The sequence below is a fragment of the Microvirga brassicacearum genome (assembly GCF_008757455.1).
Lineage (GTDB): Bacteria > Pseudomonadota > Alphaproteobacteria > Rhizobiales > Beijerinckiaceae > Microvirga > Microvirga brassicacearum.
Genome location: NZ_VCMV01000002.1, coordinates 75,845 through 91,015, shown reverse-complemented (window position 1 = coordinate 91,015; position 15,171 = coordinate 75,845). Strand labels below are relative to the sequence as shown.

Annotated in this window: 11 protein-coding genes; 4 read left to right on the top strand and 7 right to left on the bottom strand. The window is 64.1% G+C overall.

Annotated elements, in window-relative coordinates; genetic code table 11:
- Positions 1-47 precede the first annotated feature (47 nt).
- Positions 48-668: a CatB-related O-acetyltransferase gene (locus tag FEZ63_RS01030; RefSeq protein ID WP_150941779.1), complete on the top strand. Its 621-nt coding sequence runs from the start codon at positions 48-50 to the stop codon at positions 666-668.
- Here FEZ63_RS01030 and FEZ63_RS01025 read toward each other — a convergent pair.
- The 3 genes from FEZ63_RS01025 to aspS are packed head-to-tail and all read right to left on the bottom strand — an operon-like array spanning position 640 to position 4,405.
- Positions 640-1,737 carry an acyltransferase family protein gene (locus FEZ63_RS01025; RefSeq protein ID WP_150941778.1) on the bottom strand — a complete coding sequence of 366 codons (1,098 nt, stop codon included), beginning with the start codon at positions 1,735-1,737 and terminating at the stop codon, positions 640-642. The two genes, FEZ63_RS01030 and FEZ63_RS01025, sit on opposite strands and share 29 nt — an antisense overlap.
- A complete protein-coding gene (locus FEZ63_RS01020; protein ID WP_150941777.1) occupies positions 1,734-2,600 on the bottom strand; it encodes a glycosyltransferase family 2 protein in 867 nt (288 codons plus the stop codon). Before FEZ63_RS01020 ends, FEZ63_RS01025 begins: the two co-directional genes overlap by 4 nt.
- Positions 2,597-4,405 (bottom strand): aspartate--tRNA ligase, encoded by a 1,809-nt coding sequence (gene aspS / locus FEZ63_RS01015; RefSeq protein WP_150941888.1) that lies wholly within the window; start codon positions 4,403-4,405, stop codon positions 2,597-2,599. The genes FEZ63_RS01020 and aspS overlap by 4 nt, the downstream gene beginning before the upstream one ends.
- A gap of 322 nt (positions 4,406-4,727) precedes the next feature.
- Between aspS and FEZ63_RS01010 the strand changes: the two genes are divergently transcribed.
- The 3 genes from FEZ63_RS01010 (at position 4,728) to rnd (ending at position 9,487) form a co-directional block, all read left to right on the top strand.
- Positions 4,728-5,969 carry a beta-barrel domain-containing protein gene (locus tag FEZ63_RS01010; protein ID WP_150941776.1) on the top strand — a complete coding sequence of 414 codons (1,242 nt, stop codon included), beginning with the start codon at positions 4,728-4,730 and terminating at the stop codon, positions 5,967-5,969.
- Positions 5,966-8,122 carry a peptidase domain-containing ABC transporter gene (locus FEZ63_RS01005; protein ID WP_201274054.1) on the top strand — a complete coding sequence of 719 codons (2,157 nt, stop codon included), beginning with the start codon at positions 5,966-5,968 and terminating at the stop codon, positions 8,120-8,122. The genes FEZ63_RS01010 and FEZ63_RS01005 overlap by 4 nt, the downstream gene beginning before the upstream one ends.
- A 180-nt stretch (positions 8,123-8,302) precedes the next feature.
- Positions 8,303-9,487, top strand: coding sequence for a ribonuclease D (gene rnd / locus FEZ63_RS01000; RefSeq protein WP_150941774.1), 1,185 nt, complete (start codon positions 8,303-8,305; stop codon positions 9,485-9,487).
- Between the two features lie 40 nt (positions 9,488-9,527).
- Here rnd and ppx read toward each other — a convergent pair whose 3' ends face one another.
- From ppx to FEZ63_RS00980, 4 genes are all read right to left on the bottom strand, one after another.
- Positions 9,528-11,051: an exopolyphosphatase gene (gene ppx / locus FEZ63_RS00995; RefSeq protein ID WP_150941773.1), complete on the bottom strand. Its 1,524-nt coding sequence runs from the start codon at positions 11,049-11,051 to the stop codon at positions 9,528-9,530.
- A 1-nt stretch (position 11,052) separates the two neighbouring features.
- On the bottom strand, positions 11,053-13,242 hold the full coding sequence (locus FEZ63_RS00990; protein ID WP_420846244.1) for an RNA degradosome polyphosphate kinase: 2,190 nt from the start codon (positions 13,240-13,242) through the stop codon (positions 11,053-11,055).
- A 116-nt stretch (positions 13,243-13,358) separates the two neighbouring features.
- Entirely contained in the window at positions 13,359-14,051 is a 693-nt protein-coding gene (locus tag FEZ63_RS00985) for a P-loop NTPase family protein (RefSeq protein ID WP_150941771.1), read from the bottom strand.
- A complete protein-coding gene (locus FEZ63_RS00980; RefSeq protein WP_150941770.1) occupies positions 14,044-15,144 on the bottom strand; it encodes an AI-2E family transporter in 1,101 nt (366 codons plus the stop codon). Before FEZ63_RS00980 ends, FEZ63_RS00985 begins: the two co-directional genes overlap by 8 nt.
- Positions 15,145-15,171: the final 27 nt, after the last annotated feature.

The window sequence follows — 15,171 nt, the reverse complement described above, 5'->3', positions numbered from 1 at the left end:
GCCCGGCCCCCTGTCGTCAACGTCGTTCGACCAGTAGGCGCTGACCCATGGGCATTCGTCACCGCCTGAAGAACTGGCGCAATCCGCATAACCAGACCGACCTGCACCTCGCGGACCTCGCGCAGCGCTACGGCTTTGAGATCGGGGCGTTCAGCTACGGTCGTCCGAAGGTGCGTTTCCCGGAATCCGGCAAGAAGCTCACGATCGGGCGCTATTGCTCGATTGCCGACAAGGTGGAAATCCTCCTCGGCGGGAATCACCGCACCGACTGGGGAACGACCTACCCGTTCTCCGCCCTCCCCGGCCTCTGGCCCTCGGCGCCGGAGACTCGCGATTATCACGGCTCTCGCGGCAACGTGACCATAGGGCATGACGTGTGGCTCGGCTCGGGCGCGACGATCCTGTCCGGCGTGACCATCGGCAACGGCGCCGTCATCGCCGCTCATGCGCTGATCACGCGGGACGTGCCGCCCTACGCCATCGTCGGCGGCAACCCGGCCAAGATCATCCGCTATCGCTTCGATGAGGAGACCGTCGCGGCCTTGCTCGAGGCCCGCTGGTGGGACCTGCCGCGCGAGCGCATCGGGACGCTCATCCCGCTGCTGCAGAGCGACAGGATCAAGGAACTGGTCGCCGCCGTCAGGGTGCTGCGGGCTCAATCGTCTTGAGCGTTCGGCGCCCCAGGGCCTTCGCCTTCAACGCCAGCGCCGGCTTCTCGACCGCCAGCCAGGAGAGGGCCGCGACCGCGAGCGTGAGCGCCAAGGCGGGTCCGAGCAGGACCAGCGGCGCGACGGCGGGCAGAGCCGCGTGCAGCGCCTGCTGGATCGGCCAGCCGTAAAGATAGGTGCCGTAGGAGAGATCCTGCCGCGGTTCGAAATGCCACCGCGTCAAGGCGGGCGACAGGGCAAGCCAGAGCATCGCATAGGCGGTGCCGGTGAAAAGCAGCGTCTTGTACAGGAACGTGTCGCTCGAGAGCCACGTGGCGGTAGCGAATGTCAGCACCACGATTGCCGACAGCCGAACCGTATCGCGCAGCACGTAGAGCGCGCCGCCGAATGCAAAGATCAGCGGCAGGCGGATCGCGGTCTCGACCCCCTTGGGGGCGGCCGGGTTGAAGAGGTCGAGGGCTAGCAGGGCTGCAGCAAGGCCGGCGACGAGAGCGACGGCGGCCCAGCGCCAGCGCAGGAATCCAACGATACCGATCCCGAGGACAGCCGCGTAGCAGAGCACCTCGTATTTCAGCGTCCACACCGTCCCCATCGGGAAGCGGAAGGGGTTCTCGGTGAAAACCCCAGGAAGCGCGATGTTGCTCTTGTAGGTGGTGAGCGTCGCGATAATGAAGCGCCACACGCCCTCGCTTTGCAAATAGGCGGCCGCGGGGAGCGCCGTCATGAGGCTCCCGAGCAGGAGCGCCACCACCAGTGTCGCGACAATCAGGCCCGGCGCGATGCGCAAGGTCCGCGCAATCACATAATCCCACCAGCCCCGGCGGTCGAAGCTCATGGTGACGAGGAAACCCGAGATGGCAAAAAAGCCGTTGACCGCATGCTCGCCGAGAGTAAATCCCGTCAGCAGGGCCAGCGGTTCGTCGTCGACCCGCCCGGTGGTGACGCTGAACGCATGGGAGACGACGACGGCGAGCGCCAGGGCCAGGCGCAGCAGCGTGAAGTTGTTCGTGTCCTGCTCCATCGCCACGCTGACGGTGGGGACCCTACCAAGGAGAACCGATTTCCTCATGTCAGGCCCTCATGGCCCAAGGCCGTGCGCCCGCGAAGAAACGCCCAAGCGCCGGCCGCCGAACCGGCATAGCGCTCGATCAGGGAACGGCGGAACGACAATGCGACGCCAATTGTCTTGAGGGCATTGATGAGAAACATGCCCGGAGCCGGCGTCGGCAACCCATATTTGCGGCTCACATAGGCGCGCGACCACGCCTGATGCCAACGGGCTTTGAAGACGCGCCCCGGTTTCGGTCCGCTCGACCGTCCGCGCCCATGCCGGACGATCGCCTGCGGCACATAGACGAGCGACGAACCGCTGTCGGCGATCCGGCGGCAGAGATCGTTATCCTCATAGAACAGGAAGATACTTTCGTCGAAGCCGCCGAGCCGCAGGAAAAGTTCGCGCCGGACGAGAAAGCACGCGCCGGAGAAGAACGGCGCGCACGATTCGCCTTCCGGGAGCGCGAGCTTGCCGGGCGGATTGGTCAGATACGGTGCGAGAAGCGATCGAGGTTGGAAAAACACCCGCCCACTCGGCTCGACGATCTGCGGCGCGAACAAACCCGCATCGGGATAGCGTCCCGCGGCGTGGAGCAGCGCCGCGACAGCACCCCGTTCGAGGATCACGTCCGGATTGACGACGAGCAGGAACTCGGTTTTCGCCGCGCGCGCGCCGATATTGTTGGCGCGGCCATAGCCTTCGTTGCGCAGGTTGCGGACAACCTGAACGCCTCGCTCTTCCGCTATACTCACGGTATCGTCGAGCGACGCATTGTCGACCACGACGGTCGGCACGCTTTCGGCCTGCAAAGCGTCGAGACAATCCGGCAGCGCGTGCGCGCTGTCGAATGTCACCACGATGGCAGTGGCCGGGATCATTTCTCCTGCAGGTTCAGACGAATGTGCAATTCGCGAAGCTGCTTGGGCGAGACCTCGGATGGCGCGCCGAGCAAGAGGTCTTCGGCCCGCTGGTTCATCGGGAACAGGGTGATCTCGCGCAGGTTCACCGCGCCGCAAAGCAGCATGACGATGCGGTCGATGCCCGCCGCCATACCGCCGTGGGGCGGCGCGCCGTAATGGAACGCGCGATACATGCCGCCGAATTTGTCCTCCAGCGTCTGCTCGTCATAGCCGGCGATCCCGAACGCCTTTTTCATGATGTCGGGGCGATGGTTGCGGATGGCGCCGGAGGCGAGCTCGAAGCCGTTGCAGACCATATCGTATTGGTAGGCGGTCAGCTTGAGGATGCGATCCTTGTCGGCGTCGGTGAGCTTGAGGAACTCCTCAGGCTCGATCGCCGGCATCGAGAACGGGTTGTGCGAGAAGTCGATCTTCTTCTCGTCCTCGTTCCACTCGTATTGCGGGAAGTCGACGATCCACGCGAAGGCGAACTGGTTCTTGTCGCCAAGGCCGAGTTCGTCGCCGATGCGCACGCGCGCCTTGCCCGCAAGCGAGGCGGCTTTATCCTCGGTTCCTGCGGAGAAGAACACCGCGTCGCCGGCCTTGAGGCCAGCCTTCTGGCGGATTGCGGCTTGCACCTCGTCGGGGATGAACTTGGCGATCGGGCCCTTGCCGATGATCTTTCCGCCCTCTTCCTCGAACACCACATAGCCGAGGCCGGGCGCGCCTTCCGTGCGCGCCCATTCGTTGAGCTTGTCGAAGAACGAGCGCGGCTGCGAGGCGGCGCCAGTCGCCGGAATGGCGCGCACGACGCCGCCCGACCTGATGACGTTCTTGAAGGCGTTGAAGGTGACTTCCTCACGCGAAAACTCATCCGACACATCGGCGATGATCAGCGGGTTGCGCAGATCCGGCTTGTCGGTGCCGTATTTCAACAGCGCGTCGAAATACTTGATGCGCGGAAACACGTCCGTCACCGGCTTGCCGTCGGCGAATTCGCGGAAGGTGTCGCGGATGACCGGCTCCATGGTCTGGAACACGTCTTCCTGGGTGACGAAGCTCATCTCCACGTCGATCTGGTAGAATTCGCCCGGCAGGCGGTCGGCGCGCGGGTCTTCGTCGCGGAAGCAGGGCGCGATCTGGAAATACCGGTCGAAACCGGAGATCATGATGAGCTGCTTGAACTGCTGCGGCGCCTGCGGCAACGCGTAGAACTGGCCCGCATGGAGCCGCGACGGCACCAGGAAGTCGCGCGCACCCTCCGGCGACGAGGCGGTGAGAATCGGTGTCGTGAACTCGAAGAAGGCGCTTTCCTTCATGCGGCGGCGAATGCCGTCGATGATGGCGCCACGCTTGATGATGTTCTGGTGCAGCTTGTCACGGCGCAGATCGAGATAGCGGTAACGGAGACGCGTCTCCTCCGGGTATTCCTGATCGCCGAAAACCGGCATCGGCAGCTCGTCCGCCGGACCCAGCACCTCGATCTCCGTGATGTAGAGCTCGATCATGCCGGAGGGGAGATCCGGGTTTTCGGTTCCGGCCGGACGTTTGCGCACCTTGCCGTCGACGCGGATCACCCACTCGGAACGGGCGGTTTCGGCGAGCTTGAAGGCGGGCGAATCCGGATCCACGACGCACTGGGTCATGCCGTAATGATCGCGCAGGTCGATGAACAGCACGCCGCCATGGTCCCGGATGCGGTGGCACCAGCCCGACAGGCGGGCGATCCCGCCCACATCGGATTCCCGGAGCGCGCCGCAGGTATGGGAGCGGTAGCGGTGCATGGGCGTGGAAGGGGCGGACATGGGAGAGGCGGAGGACATGGGAGCCTGCTGAATGAACCTGATCGGAGCAATGTCCGGGCAACATTCATGGCCGCCGGGGGATGTCAAGGCGGAAGGGCTAAATCCACCATGCGGTCGCAAGCCTGAGGGCTCCGTCCAGCCAGCCCCGCCATTTCGCTGCCGGCCTCGGCCCGGGCGAGAAAGAGCTGACATCGATTGGCGCCAAGCTTTCGATCGAGCCGGGAGCTTGGCGGCGCCTTGCCACGCCTCAGAATATGCAACATAGTTGCTTATTGCCCATTATCGTTAAGGCTGCGCTTTCTTGAACCAGAGCTTTTTTCGTCCGCAGGCCCTCGACGGCGCCGAGAATTCGGCTGCGGCGGTCCCCACCGCACCGCTCTCGTGGCGCCTTCTCGGATCGTTTCTCGTCGCCGCAACGCTTCTCATCGTCGTTTTCGTCTCAACCGCCGGATATGCCCGCAAGGAAACCGCCATCGGCGCACTGGTCTCGACCGAGGGCGTCGCGCGCGTATCGGCGCGGCGCCACGGCGTCGTGACGATGCTCAGAGTCCGGGAGGGCGACCGGGTTCGCGTCGGGGATCCTCTCTTCACCATCGATTCGCAGCAGGGACTGGAGGGCGGCGGAACGCTGGGGGCCACCCTGCTGGCAAGCCTCGACGCGCAGACACGCCTCATCCGCGAGCAGATCGCGGCGGACCCGGCCCGCGTCGCCAATGAAATCGTGCGGCTCGATGCCACCATCGAGAGCGTGCTCGCCCAGCGGGACGCCATCGCCGCCCAGCGCGCCTTGCAGGTGGAGCGGGCCGGCGCCGCCGAGGAGCGCCGCGAAACGCTGTTCCAGCTCTACCAGAAAGGAAGTGTCACGAAGCTCGCCTTGCAGGTTCAGGAAGAGACCGTGCGGGCGACCCGCCAGGATCTGGCCGAGCTCGATGAGGAGCTTGCCACCAACGGGCGCGAATTGCAGCAGGCGCGGTTGCAGCGCGACGGCCTTCCCGTTCAGGCCCGCGAGCGTTTGTCACAGCGACGCCTCGACCTTGCCGATCGCGAGCGGGAGCGGAGCGAAATCGAGGCGCGGGGCGCGCAGGTGATCCGGGCGCCCGTGGCCGGCCTCGTCACGGCGCTTCAGGTCGGCCCGGGTCAGGCAGTCGATCCGAACCGCCCCCTCCTCACGCTCGTGCCGGATGGCGCGGAACTTCGGGCTGAACTGTTCGTCCCGAGCCGGGCGATCGGCTTCGTGGAGCCGGGCCAGCGGGTGCGGCTGATGATCGACGCATTTCCCTATCAGAGCTTCGGCAGCAAGGACGGGATGGTCGAGACCGTTTCGCAGGCGATCCTTGCCCCGGACGAACTCTTCGGAAAGGTCGCGCTCAAGGAGCCGGCCTATCGCGTCACCGTGCGGTTGAAGGACCAGGCGATGAGGGCTTTTGGGCGTGATGTGCCGCTGCAGCCCGACATGTCGCTTCAGGCCGATATCGTGCTCGAGGAGCGCTCCCTGATGGCATGGCTCTTCGAGCCGCTTTTCAGCCTCCGGGGTCGCATGTGAGCGTCCTCGACAAGGTCCACTTTCTCGGCGGGCCCCGCCTCCCGATGATTCTGCAATCCGAGGCCGCGGAATGCGGCCTGGCGTGCCTTGCCATGGTGGCGACCTATCACGGGCACGAGATCGACCTCATTGGCTTGCGGCGCCAATTCTCGATTTCCCTGAAGGGCACCACCCTCAAGGATGTGCTGACGATCGCGCAGCAGATCGGCATGATGGGACGCGGATTGCGCCTTGAACCCACCCAGCTCAAGGACATCAAGACGCCCTGCATCCTGCACTGGGATATGAACCACTTCGTGGTTCTGAAAGAGATGAGAGGCCGCAGCATCGTCGTCCACGACCCGGCCTCCGGCATTCGCACTTATACGCTTGCGGAATCGGGACGGCACTTCACCGGCATCGCGCTGGAATTGACGCCCACGGAAACCTTCGAGATCAAGAAGGCCGCCGCGCGACTGCCTCTCTCCACGTTCTGGGCAAAGCTCACCGGAACCCGCCGGGCGCTCGCACAGGCTCTCGTGCTCTCGATCGTCATGCAGATCGTCGTCCTGGCAAGCCCGTTCTACATGCAACTCGTGGTCGACGACGCGATCATGAAGGGCGATTCCGGACTTCTGACCGCGCTCGCGGTCGGTTTCACCCTTCTGCTGATCATCAACGCAGCCGCCAACTGGCTGCGTGCGCAGGTCCTGCTGTTTCTCGGCAGCGCGCTCAATTTCCAGATGAGCGCCGGCCTTTTCAACCACCTTGTGCGCCTGCCGCTGGATTGGTTCGAAAAGCGCCACACCGGCGACATCATCTCGCGATTTGGCGCGACGACGCCGATCCAAAATCTGTTTTCCCAAGGTCTGATCGGCGCGCTTGTCGATGGCGGAATGGCAATCCTGACGCTGGTCATGATTCTCATCTACAGCCCGTCACTGTCGCTCGTCGTCCTCGGTGCGCTCCTGCTCTACGCGCTCATCCGTGCGATCTTCTACCGCGCCCTCCGGCAATCGCAGGAAGAGATGATTGAAGCGCAGGCGAAGGAAAGCACCACCTTCATCGAGACCGCACGGGCGATCCAGAGCATCAAGATCTTCGGTGCGGAGAGCGACCGCGAGGCTTTGTGGCAGAACAGGCATGCGAACGCGATCAGCAAGGCCATCCGTCAAAACCGCCTGAATATCGGTTTCAGGACGGCGAACCAGTTGCTCTACGGGCTGGAGAACGTGCTCGTCGTCTATCTCGGCGCGCGTGCGGCCATGTCGGGCGCAATGAGCGTCGGCATGCTCTATGCGTTCATGTCCTACAAGACACAGTTTCTCGAAAAAGCAACGGCGCTGATCGAGATGGCGATCCAGTACAGGATGCTGGATCTCTATGTGTCCCGTCTGTCCGATATCGCCCTGACCGAGAAGGAAGCAGGCTACGACGAGAAGCGGCTGATCGCGAGGGAACTGCAGGGCACGATCGAGCTGAAGGACGTTTCCTTTCGCTACGCCGCGACCGAGCCTGAGATCCTGTCGGAGATCGCATTTCGCGTCGAGAGCGGCGAATTCGTCGCCATCACCGGCCCCTCGGGCGGCGGCAAGACCACGTTGCTCAAGCTGATGCTCGGGCTCTTCAGCCCAAAGACGGGAAGCGTGCTGGTCGATGGCATCCCGCTCGGCCATTTCGGCCTCCAATCCTTCCGCGCCCAGATCGGCGTCGTGATGCAGGAAGATCACATGCTGTCGGGCAGTCTCGCCGAGAACATCAGCTTCTTCGACGCAAGGCCCGACCTCGACTGGATGCGCGAATGCGCGACGACCGCGGGCATCGACGGCGAGATCATGGCGATGCCGATGAACTACAATACACTCGTGGGCGACACGGGCACGACCCTTTCGGGCGGCCAGCGTCAACGGGTCCTGCTCGCCCGGGCGCTCTACCGCCGGCCGCGCATCCTGTTCATGGACGAAGGCACATCAAACCTCGACCTCGACAAGGAGCGGGAGGTGAACCATGCGCTGGCGAAGCTGAAGATCACCCGTGTGGTCATCGCCCACCGGCCCGACACCATCCGCGCCGCCGACCGGGTGATTACACTGCAGGAGGGGCAGGTGGTGCCTGTCCCCGATCTCCCGGTAGGGAATTCGCGAAGCCGCGCGGGTGCGCTGGGCGCTGCCTAGAGCATGATGCAGAATTGACGCCATGCTCCAGGTTATTGGAGTCGATCACGTTTTATGAATTTGGACCAATTCGACCCAAACTCATCGCGATCCGGACGGCAATAAATTCCCCCTAAGAGGGATCTGCGGATCCAAAAGACAGGTCGCGGGATCGCGCGGCTTCGGTTAAAAGCCTTTTCCATGGACCTGATCACCACTACCGATGCCCTCGCGGCTGCCTGTGCCCGCCTTGCCGCCCATCCATTCGTGACGGTCGATACGGAATTCCTGCGCGAGACCACCTATTATCCCAAGCTTTGCCTGATCCAGATGGCGGGGCCGGATGCGGCCGACGCTTTCCTGATCGATCCCCTCGCCGACGACATCTCCCTCGATCCCTTCATGGCGTTGATGGCCGATCCGAATGTCACGAAAGTGTTCCATTCCGCCCGGCAGGACCTGGAAATCGTCTGGAACCTGGGCCAACTGGTCCCCGCGCCTCTCTTCGACACCCAGATCGCCGCCATGGTCTGCGGCTACGGCGATTCGGTTTCCTATGAGCAGCTTGTCAACGACCTGGCGAAAGCCCGCGTCGACAAATCCTCGCGCTTCACCGATTGGTCGCGCCGGCCCCTGACCGATGCGCAACTGACCTACGCGCTCTCCGACGTGACGTATCTCGTGACCGTCTACCAGGAATTGCTGCAGCAGCTTGAAAAGAGCGGCCGCCTTGCCTGGCTGAGCGAGGAGATGGCGGTCCTGACCGCCCCCGAGACATATCAGGCGGATCCCGAGAACGCGTGGCGGCGGCTCGTCGGCCGTCTGCGCAAGCCGAAAGAGGTTGCGGTCCTCATGGAGATCGCCTCCTGGCGCGAGCGCGAGGCGCAAAGCCGCGACGTCCCGCGGGGCCGCATCCTCAAGGACGACGCCCTCGTGGACCTCGCCGTCTCGGCCCCCCGCACGGTCGAGGCGCTCGGTCGCCTGCGCTCGATCCCCAACGGCTTCGAGCGCTCCCGCACGGGCGGCGACATCCTGGAGGCCGTCGAACGCGGCCTCGCCCGCGATCCCGCGACCGTGCCGGTGCTCGAACGCACGCGCGGCCGGGGCGCCGCCGGCGCCGTGGTCGAGTTGCTGAAGGTTCTCTTGAAGGCCGTCGCAGAGGAAGAAGGCGTGGCGCCCAAGATCATTGCCACCGTCGACGAACTCGAGGCCATCGCCGAGAGCGACGCCGCAAACGTGCCCTCGCTGAAAGGCTGGCGCCACGAATTGTTCGGGCAAAAGGCGCTGGCGCTGAAGAACGGAAAGTTCGGGCTGGTGCTGGAGCGGGGCCGCGTAAAGGTTCGCGCTGTGCCCGATTCCGTGTCGTTTGATCTGGGACAGACCTAGAGTCGTCGGCGAACCGGTATCCACTTCGCCGGATCAGGCTCTAAACGATCTCGATCAACGGCTCCAGATTCGTCAGTTTCCCGAGCGCCCGCATCCGCCCCAGCAGCCTCTCATTGGCAAGCTCCGCCATCGCCTGCGGCAGCTGCAGCACGACGTTCCGGTCGCGCAGGAACAACGGCGTCCGGGGCAACACGCCTTCCATCGCGACCGAAACCGGGTAGGCAACCCGCATCAACGCGGCGAGCAGGCGTGCGCGTTCCATCAAGCGCGGACCGGCGAGGGACTTGATGCGCGATCCGACCTTGTCGGGCGACAAGCCCTCGTGCCGGAAAAAGATCGCCAGCGCCAGATAGGCGCGGCCGGGATGATCGAGGCCCGCAAAGGCCCCGTAGGCGATCAGGTTGAGGCTCTGCTCGCCGCGGTAATCGGGATGGGCGCGCCAGCCGATATCGGCAAGGAGGCAGGCGGCGTGCCGCAGGCGGCGTTCGGCTTCGGTCTCCGGAAGGCCGACGGAATCGATGAACTGGCTCGTCCAGGCCCACAATTCCTCCCCGTGCGCCGGCGAACGGGATCGCAACAGGTTGAGGTCCTCCGTTGCCGAGAGCAGCGGATCGCGCTTCTGCGTGGCCGGGTCGAGCTTTTGGTAGAGTACGCCCTCACGCACGCCATAAGCGGAGATCGCGATCTCCTTCGGCTGGCCGAGCCGGATGATCTCTTCGAGCAGGATGGCTCCATAGGCAAGCAGCGGCCGGCGCGCCTCGGAGATACTTTCGATATCCTTCAGCGTCTTGCTGTCCACCTCCTCGACGAGATGCAGGAAGTCGAGACTGTCGCGCGGATCGATCGTGTAGGCGTGCATCACATGCAGCGGATAATCCGTCGCCGCCTGATGAAGCCGGGCCAAGGCGCGCCACGTGCCGCCCACGGCATAGAAGGTTCGCCCGTGCAGATGCTCGAGATATTCGGGCGCCCGTTCGAGCGCCGAGCGAATGATCTTCTGCGCTTTCTTCAGCGAGCCGCCGCTCATGTCCTGCAGGGCGAGTCCGCCGAGCGGCATGGTGACGCCCTCGCCGACGCTCTCGCGGCTGACATCGACCAGTTCGAGGCTGCCGCCGCCCATATCACCCACCAGCCCGTCCGGCGCGTAGAAGCCGGACAGCACACCGAGGGCGGAAAGCCGCGCCTCCTCGGCGCCGGACAGAAGTGCGATCTCCTGTCCGCAGGCCTTTGATGCGGCCTCGAGAAATGCGGCGCCGTTCGTTGCGTCGCGCGCGGCCGCTGTCGCCAGCACGAACACGTCCGAAACGTTCATGGTCCGGCAGAGAACGCGGAAGCGCGCCAATGCGCGCAGCGCGCGCCCGGTTGCCTCGTCGTCGAGCCGTCCTGTCGTCGCCACGTGACGGCCGAGGCCGCAAAGAACTTTCTCGTTGTAGATCGGCGTCAATGACCGCACGAGGCCCTCATAGGCGACGAGGCGCACGGAGTTCGAGCCGATATCGATGATCGCCATCGGCTGCCCGACTTTGAGGCGGCCCTGTGCTTCGCGTCGGTTGAGAAGGTGCATCTCAGCGCTGCCCGCGTTTGGCCAGCGCTTTCGGGCTGGACGTCTTGAGCGACTTGCCGCGACCCGACAAGCTCGGATTGGTCATGAAATACCTGTGGGCGTTGAAAGGCTCCTCGCCCTTCGCCAACGTGATCCGCTGGCTGGTGCCGTCCGACAACACCGTCCAGCTCTGTTCGTTGTCGAGCAGGTTCGCGAGCATGATCTGGTCGAGCACCTGCTGGTGCACGGTCGGGTTGAGGATCGGCAGGAGGGCTTCCACCCGCCGGTCGAGATTGCGCGACATCAGGTCGGCGGAGGATATATACACATGCGCCTTCGGGTTCGGCAGGCTCTTGCCGTTTCCGAACGCATAGATGCGGGTGTGTTCGAGAAACCGCCCGACGATGGATTTCACGCGGATATTCTCGGACAGGCCCTTGATGCCGGGGCGCAGGCAGCAGATGCCGCGCACGATGAGATCGACCTGCACGCCTGCCGCGCTGGCATCGTACAGCGCATCGATGATGACGGGATCGACGAGGGAATTGCACTTGCACCAGATCGCCGCCGGCTGGCCCGCCTTGGCGTTCGCGACCTCCTCGCCGATGTGCTGGAGGAGGCGTTTCTTGAGCGTCAGCGGCGACACCGCCATCCGCTCCAGCGCGGCCGGTTCGGCGTAACCGGTGATGTAGTTGAAGATGCGCCCGACATCGCGCCCGATCACCGGATCGGCGGTGAAGAACGACAGGTCGGTATAGATACGCGCGGTGATCGGGTGGTAATTGCCGGTGCCCACATGACAATAGGTGATGAGCTGTCCGCCCTCGCGCCGCACGATCATCGACAACTTGGCGTGCGTCTTCAGCTCGATGAAACCGAACACCACCTGAGCGCCTGCGCGTTCCAGATCGCGCGCCCAGCGGATATTGGCCTCCTCGTCGAAACGGGCCTTGAGTTCCACCAGAGCGGTTACCGCCTTGCCGGCTTCCGCCGCCTCGGCCAGCGCCGCGACGATGGGCGATTCCGAGGACGTGCGGTAGAGCGTCTGCTTGATGGCGACCACGTTCGGATCGCGCGCCGCCTGCCGGAGAAACTGGACCACGGCGTCGAACGACTCATAGGGGTGGTGGACGATGAGGTCCTTCTCGCGGATGGCCGCGAAGCAATCTCCGCTATGCTCCCTGATCCGCTCCGGAAATCGCGCGTTATAGGGCTTGAACTTCAAGTCCGGCCGGTCGAGCGCCACGAGGTGCGAGAGCTCGTGGAGACCGAGCATCCCTTCGCCGACGAACATTTCGTCGCCTGAGATTTCGAGTTCCTCGGCCACGAACAGGCGCAAGTCTTCCGGCATCCCGGCCTCGACCTCAAGCCGGATGACGCTGCCGCGCCGGCGCTGCTTGAGAGCGGTCTCGAACAGGCGCACGAGATCCTCGGCCTCTTCCTCGATTTCCAGATCGCTGTCGCGGATGACCCGGAATGCGCCCTGACCCTGCATATCGTAGCCGGGGAAAAGGCGGCTCGTATAAAGCGCGATGACCTGCTCGAGCCCGATAAATCGCGTGGCGCCGGTTTCGGCGAAATCCGGCAGCCGGATGAAGCGGTCTGCCCTGGACGGCAGGCGGATCAGCGCGTTCAGCACCTTGCCGTCGCTCTGGCGCGCCAGCTTGAGCGCGATCGAGGCGCCGAGGTTTGGAATGAACGGGAATGGATGGGCCGGATCGACCGCAAGCGGCGTCAGCAGCGGGAAGACGTGGTTGAGGAAGTAATCCTCGAGCCAGGACGATTCCGGTTTGGTCAGGCCGGTGGCGCCCTCGACGAGGACGATGCCCTCCTCGAGCAGGCTCTCCTTCAATTCGCGCCAGCGCCGTTGCTGGTCGGATGCGAGCTTCGAGACCGCCGCGCCGATGAGGCTCAATTGCTCCTGCGGGGTCAGTCCGTCCTGAGACGGGGCAGCAATCCCCGACCGCACCTGACCGCGCAGGCCGGCGACGCGAACCATGAAGAACTCGTCGAGATTGCCGGCGGAAATCGACAGGAAGCGCAGTTGCTCGAGCAACGGATGATTCCGGTTCGCGGCTTCCTCCAGAACCCGCCGGTTGAATTGCAGCCACGACAATTCGCGGTTGATGAAGCGCTGCGGAAACTGGCGCAGGACCGCGCCGTCAAACTCGATATCCGGCGGAGCCTTCGGCGCCGGGGTTTCGCTGACGATTTCGGTTTCGTCCAGGACCAGGCTGTTGCGCACTTCGTTCTCCGTCGTGACTTTCGACGACGTCCGTTTTGGTGGGGACTTCGTGACGGTTTCACGACGGCGGGGCGCTAGGGGCTTCACTCGATCTCATCCATTTCCTGAGAAGCACCGAGAATTTCGGCCGCCATCGCGCGCGATACGCGACGGCCCCGGCTCAAGGCCTCCTTGTCGAGAATTGTCACGAACTCGTCGGCCTTGGCGAGCGAGCGTTCGATCCTGAGGGCGATATAATCCACAACGCTGGTATCGACCACGAGTTGCCGGTCGACAAAAAGCTTTACCAGGACGGCTTTCAGCAGCGCGTCGTCCGGCGCGCCGATCGACACGCTGGGCGCAAGCCGCAGCCGGGACAGCAGATCGGCCGTGCGCAGGCCCCAATTGTCGGGAGATTTCTCGCAGGTCAGCAGCACAAAGGCCCGTTTCTCGCGCGCCAGATTGAGCAGGTGAAACAAGGCCGCCTCGTCCCGATCCGCCCGATCGATATCCTCGATCGCGAGCGCGCCGTTGGAGATCAGGTGGGGCACCTTTTCGGATACGATCTCGAAGGCGTCGACCGTCCAGGCATGGGCGGCTGCGGCCCAGATCGCCGCCAGATGGCTTTTACCGCTGCCGCGCGGACCGTTGAGCAGCAGCACGGTGTCATTCCAGGCGGGCCAGCTCTCGATCCGGGCATAAGCCTGCTCGTTCGACGGCGAGACGAGAAAATCCTCGCGTCCGAAGCGGGGATCGAGGGGGAGATCGAACGTGAGTTGCCTCGGCGTCTCACGCATCGAGATCGACCTTCGGCGTGATGATGACCGGCTCGGTCCCGCGATAGAGCGGGCTGGTGAGATATTGCTGTAGCGCGAAGCGAGCGATCACCCCAATGGCGGCCGCCAGCGGCACCGCCATCAGCAGCCCCACGAAGCCGAAGAGCGAGCCGAAAGCCAAAAGGGCGAACATCAGCCAGACCGGGTGCAGCCCGACGCTTTCGCCGACGAGTTTAGGCGACAGAATATTGCCTTCGACGAACTGGCCGAACACGAAGATGCCGAGCGTCGCGACGATCAGCGTCCAGTCGGGCCAGAACTGCACGATGGCGACGCCCATGGAGAGGATCAACCCGGTCAGCGACCCCACATAAGGAATGAAGCTCAGAATGCCCGACGTCATGCCGATCATGGCACCGAAGTTCAGGCCGAGCAGCGTCAGCGCGACCGCGTAAAACGTGCCGAGGATCAGGCACACCAAAGCCTGGCCACGAACGAAACCGGCAATTGCCCGGTCGATGTCCCGGGCGATGGCCCGGATCGTGTCTCGATTTCGCATGGGCATCCAGGAATCGACGGTGGAGACCATCCGGTCCCAATCGACCAGCATGTAGAAGGCCACCACCGGGGTGACCACGAGCAGGGAAAAGATCCCGAGGAGCGCCTGTCCGCCGGACCAGAGGCCCTGCAGGAAGGTGCCCATCCAGGCAATGCCCTGCGACATGAGGTTCCCGACGGATTTTTGAATGTCCGAGAGGGCATTGGCGCCGCCGAGACGATCGATGAGCGGGCCGCCCTGCTCCACCGCCAATTGCTGCAGGCGCGCCACGTAGCTCGGAAGCCGGTCGACGAACTCCCCGAGCTGCTGGCCGAGCAGCGGCACGATCACCATCAGGGCGACGATGAAGACGAGGACGAACAGGATGAGGATGATGAGGCTGGCGCCCAACCGCCCGATCCCGGTCCGCTGAAGCCGGTCCGCCAAGGGGTCCAGCATATAGGCGAGCGCAAAGCCTGCGACGAAGGGCAGCAAGACGGCCCGAAAAATAGCAAGCAGCAGCACGGTGACCGCAAGCGTCAAGATCCAGAAAATCACCTGCCGTTGGAGCGTCATCGTCCCACCATTGCGAAAAAATTTAGG

What these genes read in the sequence shown, in the direction of transcription:
- FEZ63_RS01030 (WP_150941779.1), top strand. Translation starts at nt 48, where the DNA reads ATGGGCATTCGTCACCGCCTGAAGAACTGGCGCAATCCGCATAACCAG.
- aspS (WP_150941888.1), bottom strand. Translation starts at nt 4,405, where the DNA reads ATGCACCGCTACCGCTCCCATACCTGCGGCGCGCTCCGGGAATCCGAT.
- rnd (WP_150941774.1), top strand. Translation starts at nt 8,303, where the DNA reads ATGGACCTGATCACCACTACCGATGCCCTCGCGGCTGCCTGTGCCCGC.
- ppx (WP_150941773.1), bottom strand. Translation starts at nt 11,051, where the DNA reads ATGCACCTTCTCAACCGACGCGAAGCACAGGGCCGCCTCAAAGTCGGG.
- FEZ63_RS01020 (WP_150941777.1), bottom strand. Translation starts at nt 2,600, where the DNA reads ATGATCCCGGCCACTGCCATCGTGGTGACATTCGACAGCGCGCACGCG.
- FEZ63_RS00985 (WP_150941771.1), bottom strand. Translation starts at nt 14,051, where the DNA reads ATGCGTGAGACGCCGAGGCAACTCACGTTCGATCTCCCCCTCGATCCC.
- FEZ63_RS00980 (WP_150941770.1), bottom strand. Translation starts at nt 15,144, where the DNA reads ATGACGCTCCAACGGCAGGTGATTTTCTGGATCTTGACGCTTGCGGTC.
- FEZ63_RS01025 (WP_150941778.1), bottom strand. Translation starts at nt 1,737, where the DNA reads ATGAGGAAATCGGTTCTCCTTGGTAGGGTCCCCACCGTCAGCGTGGCG.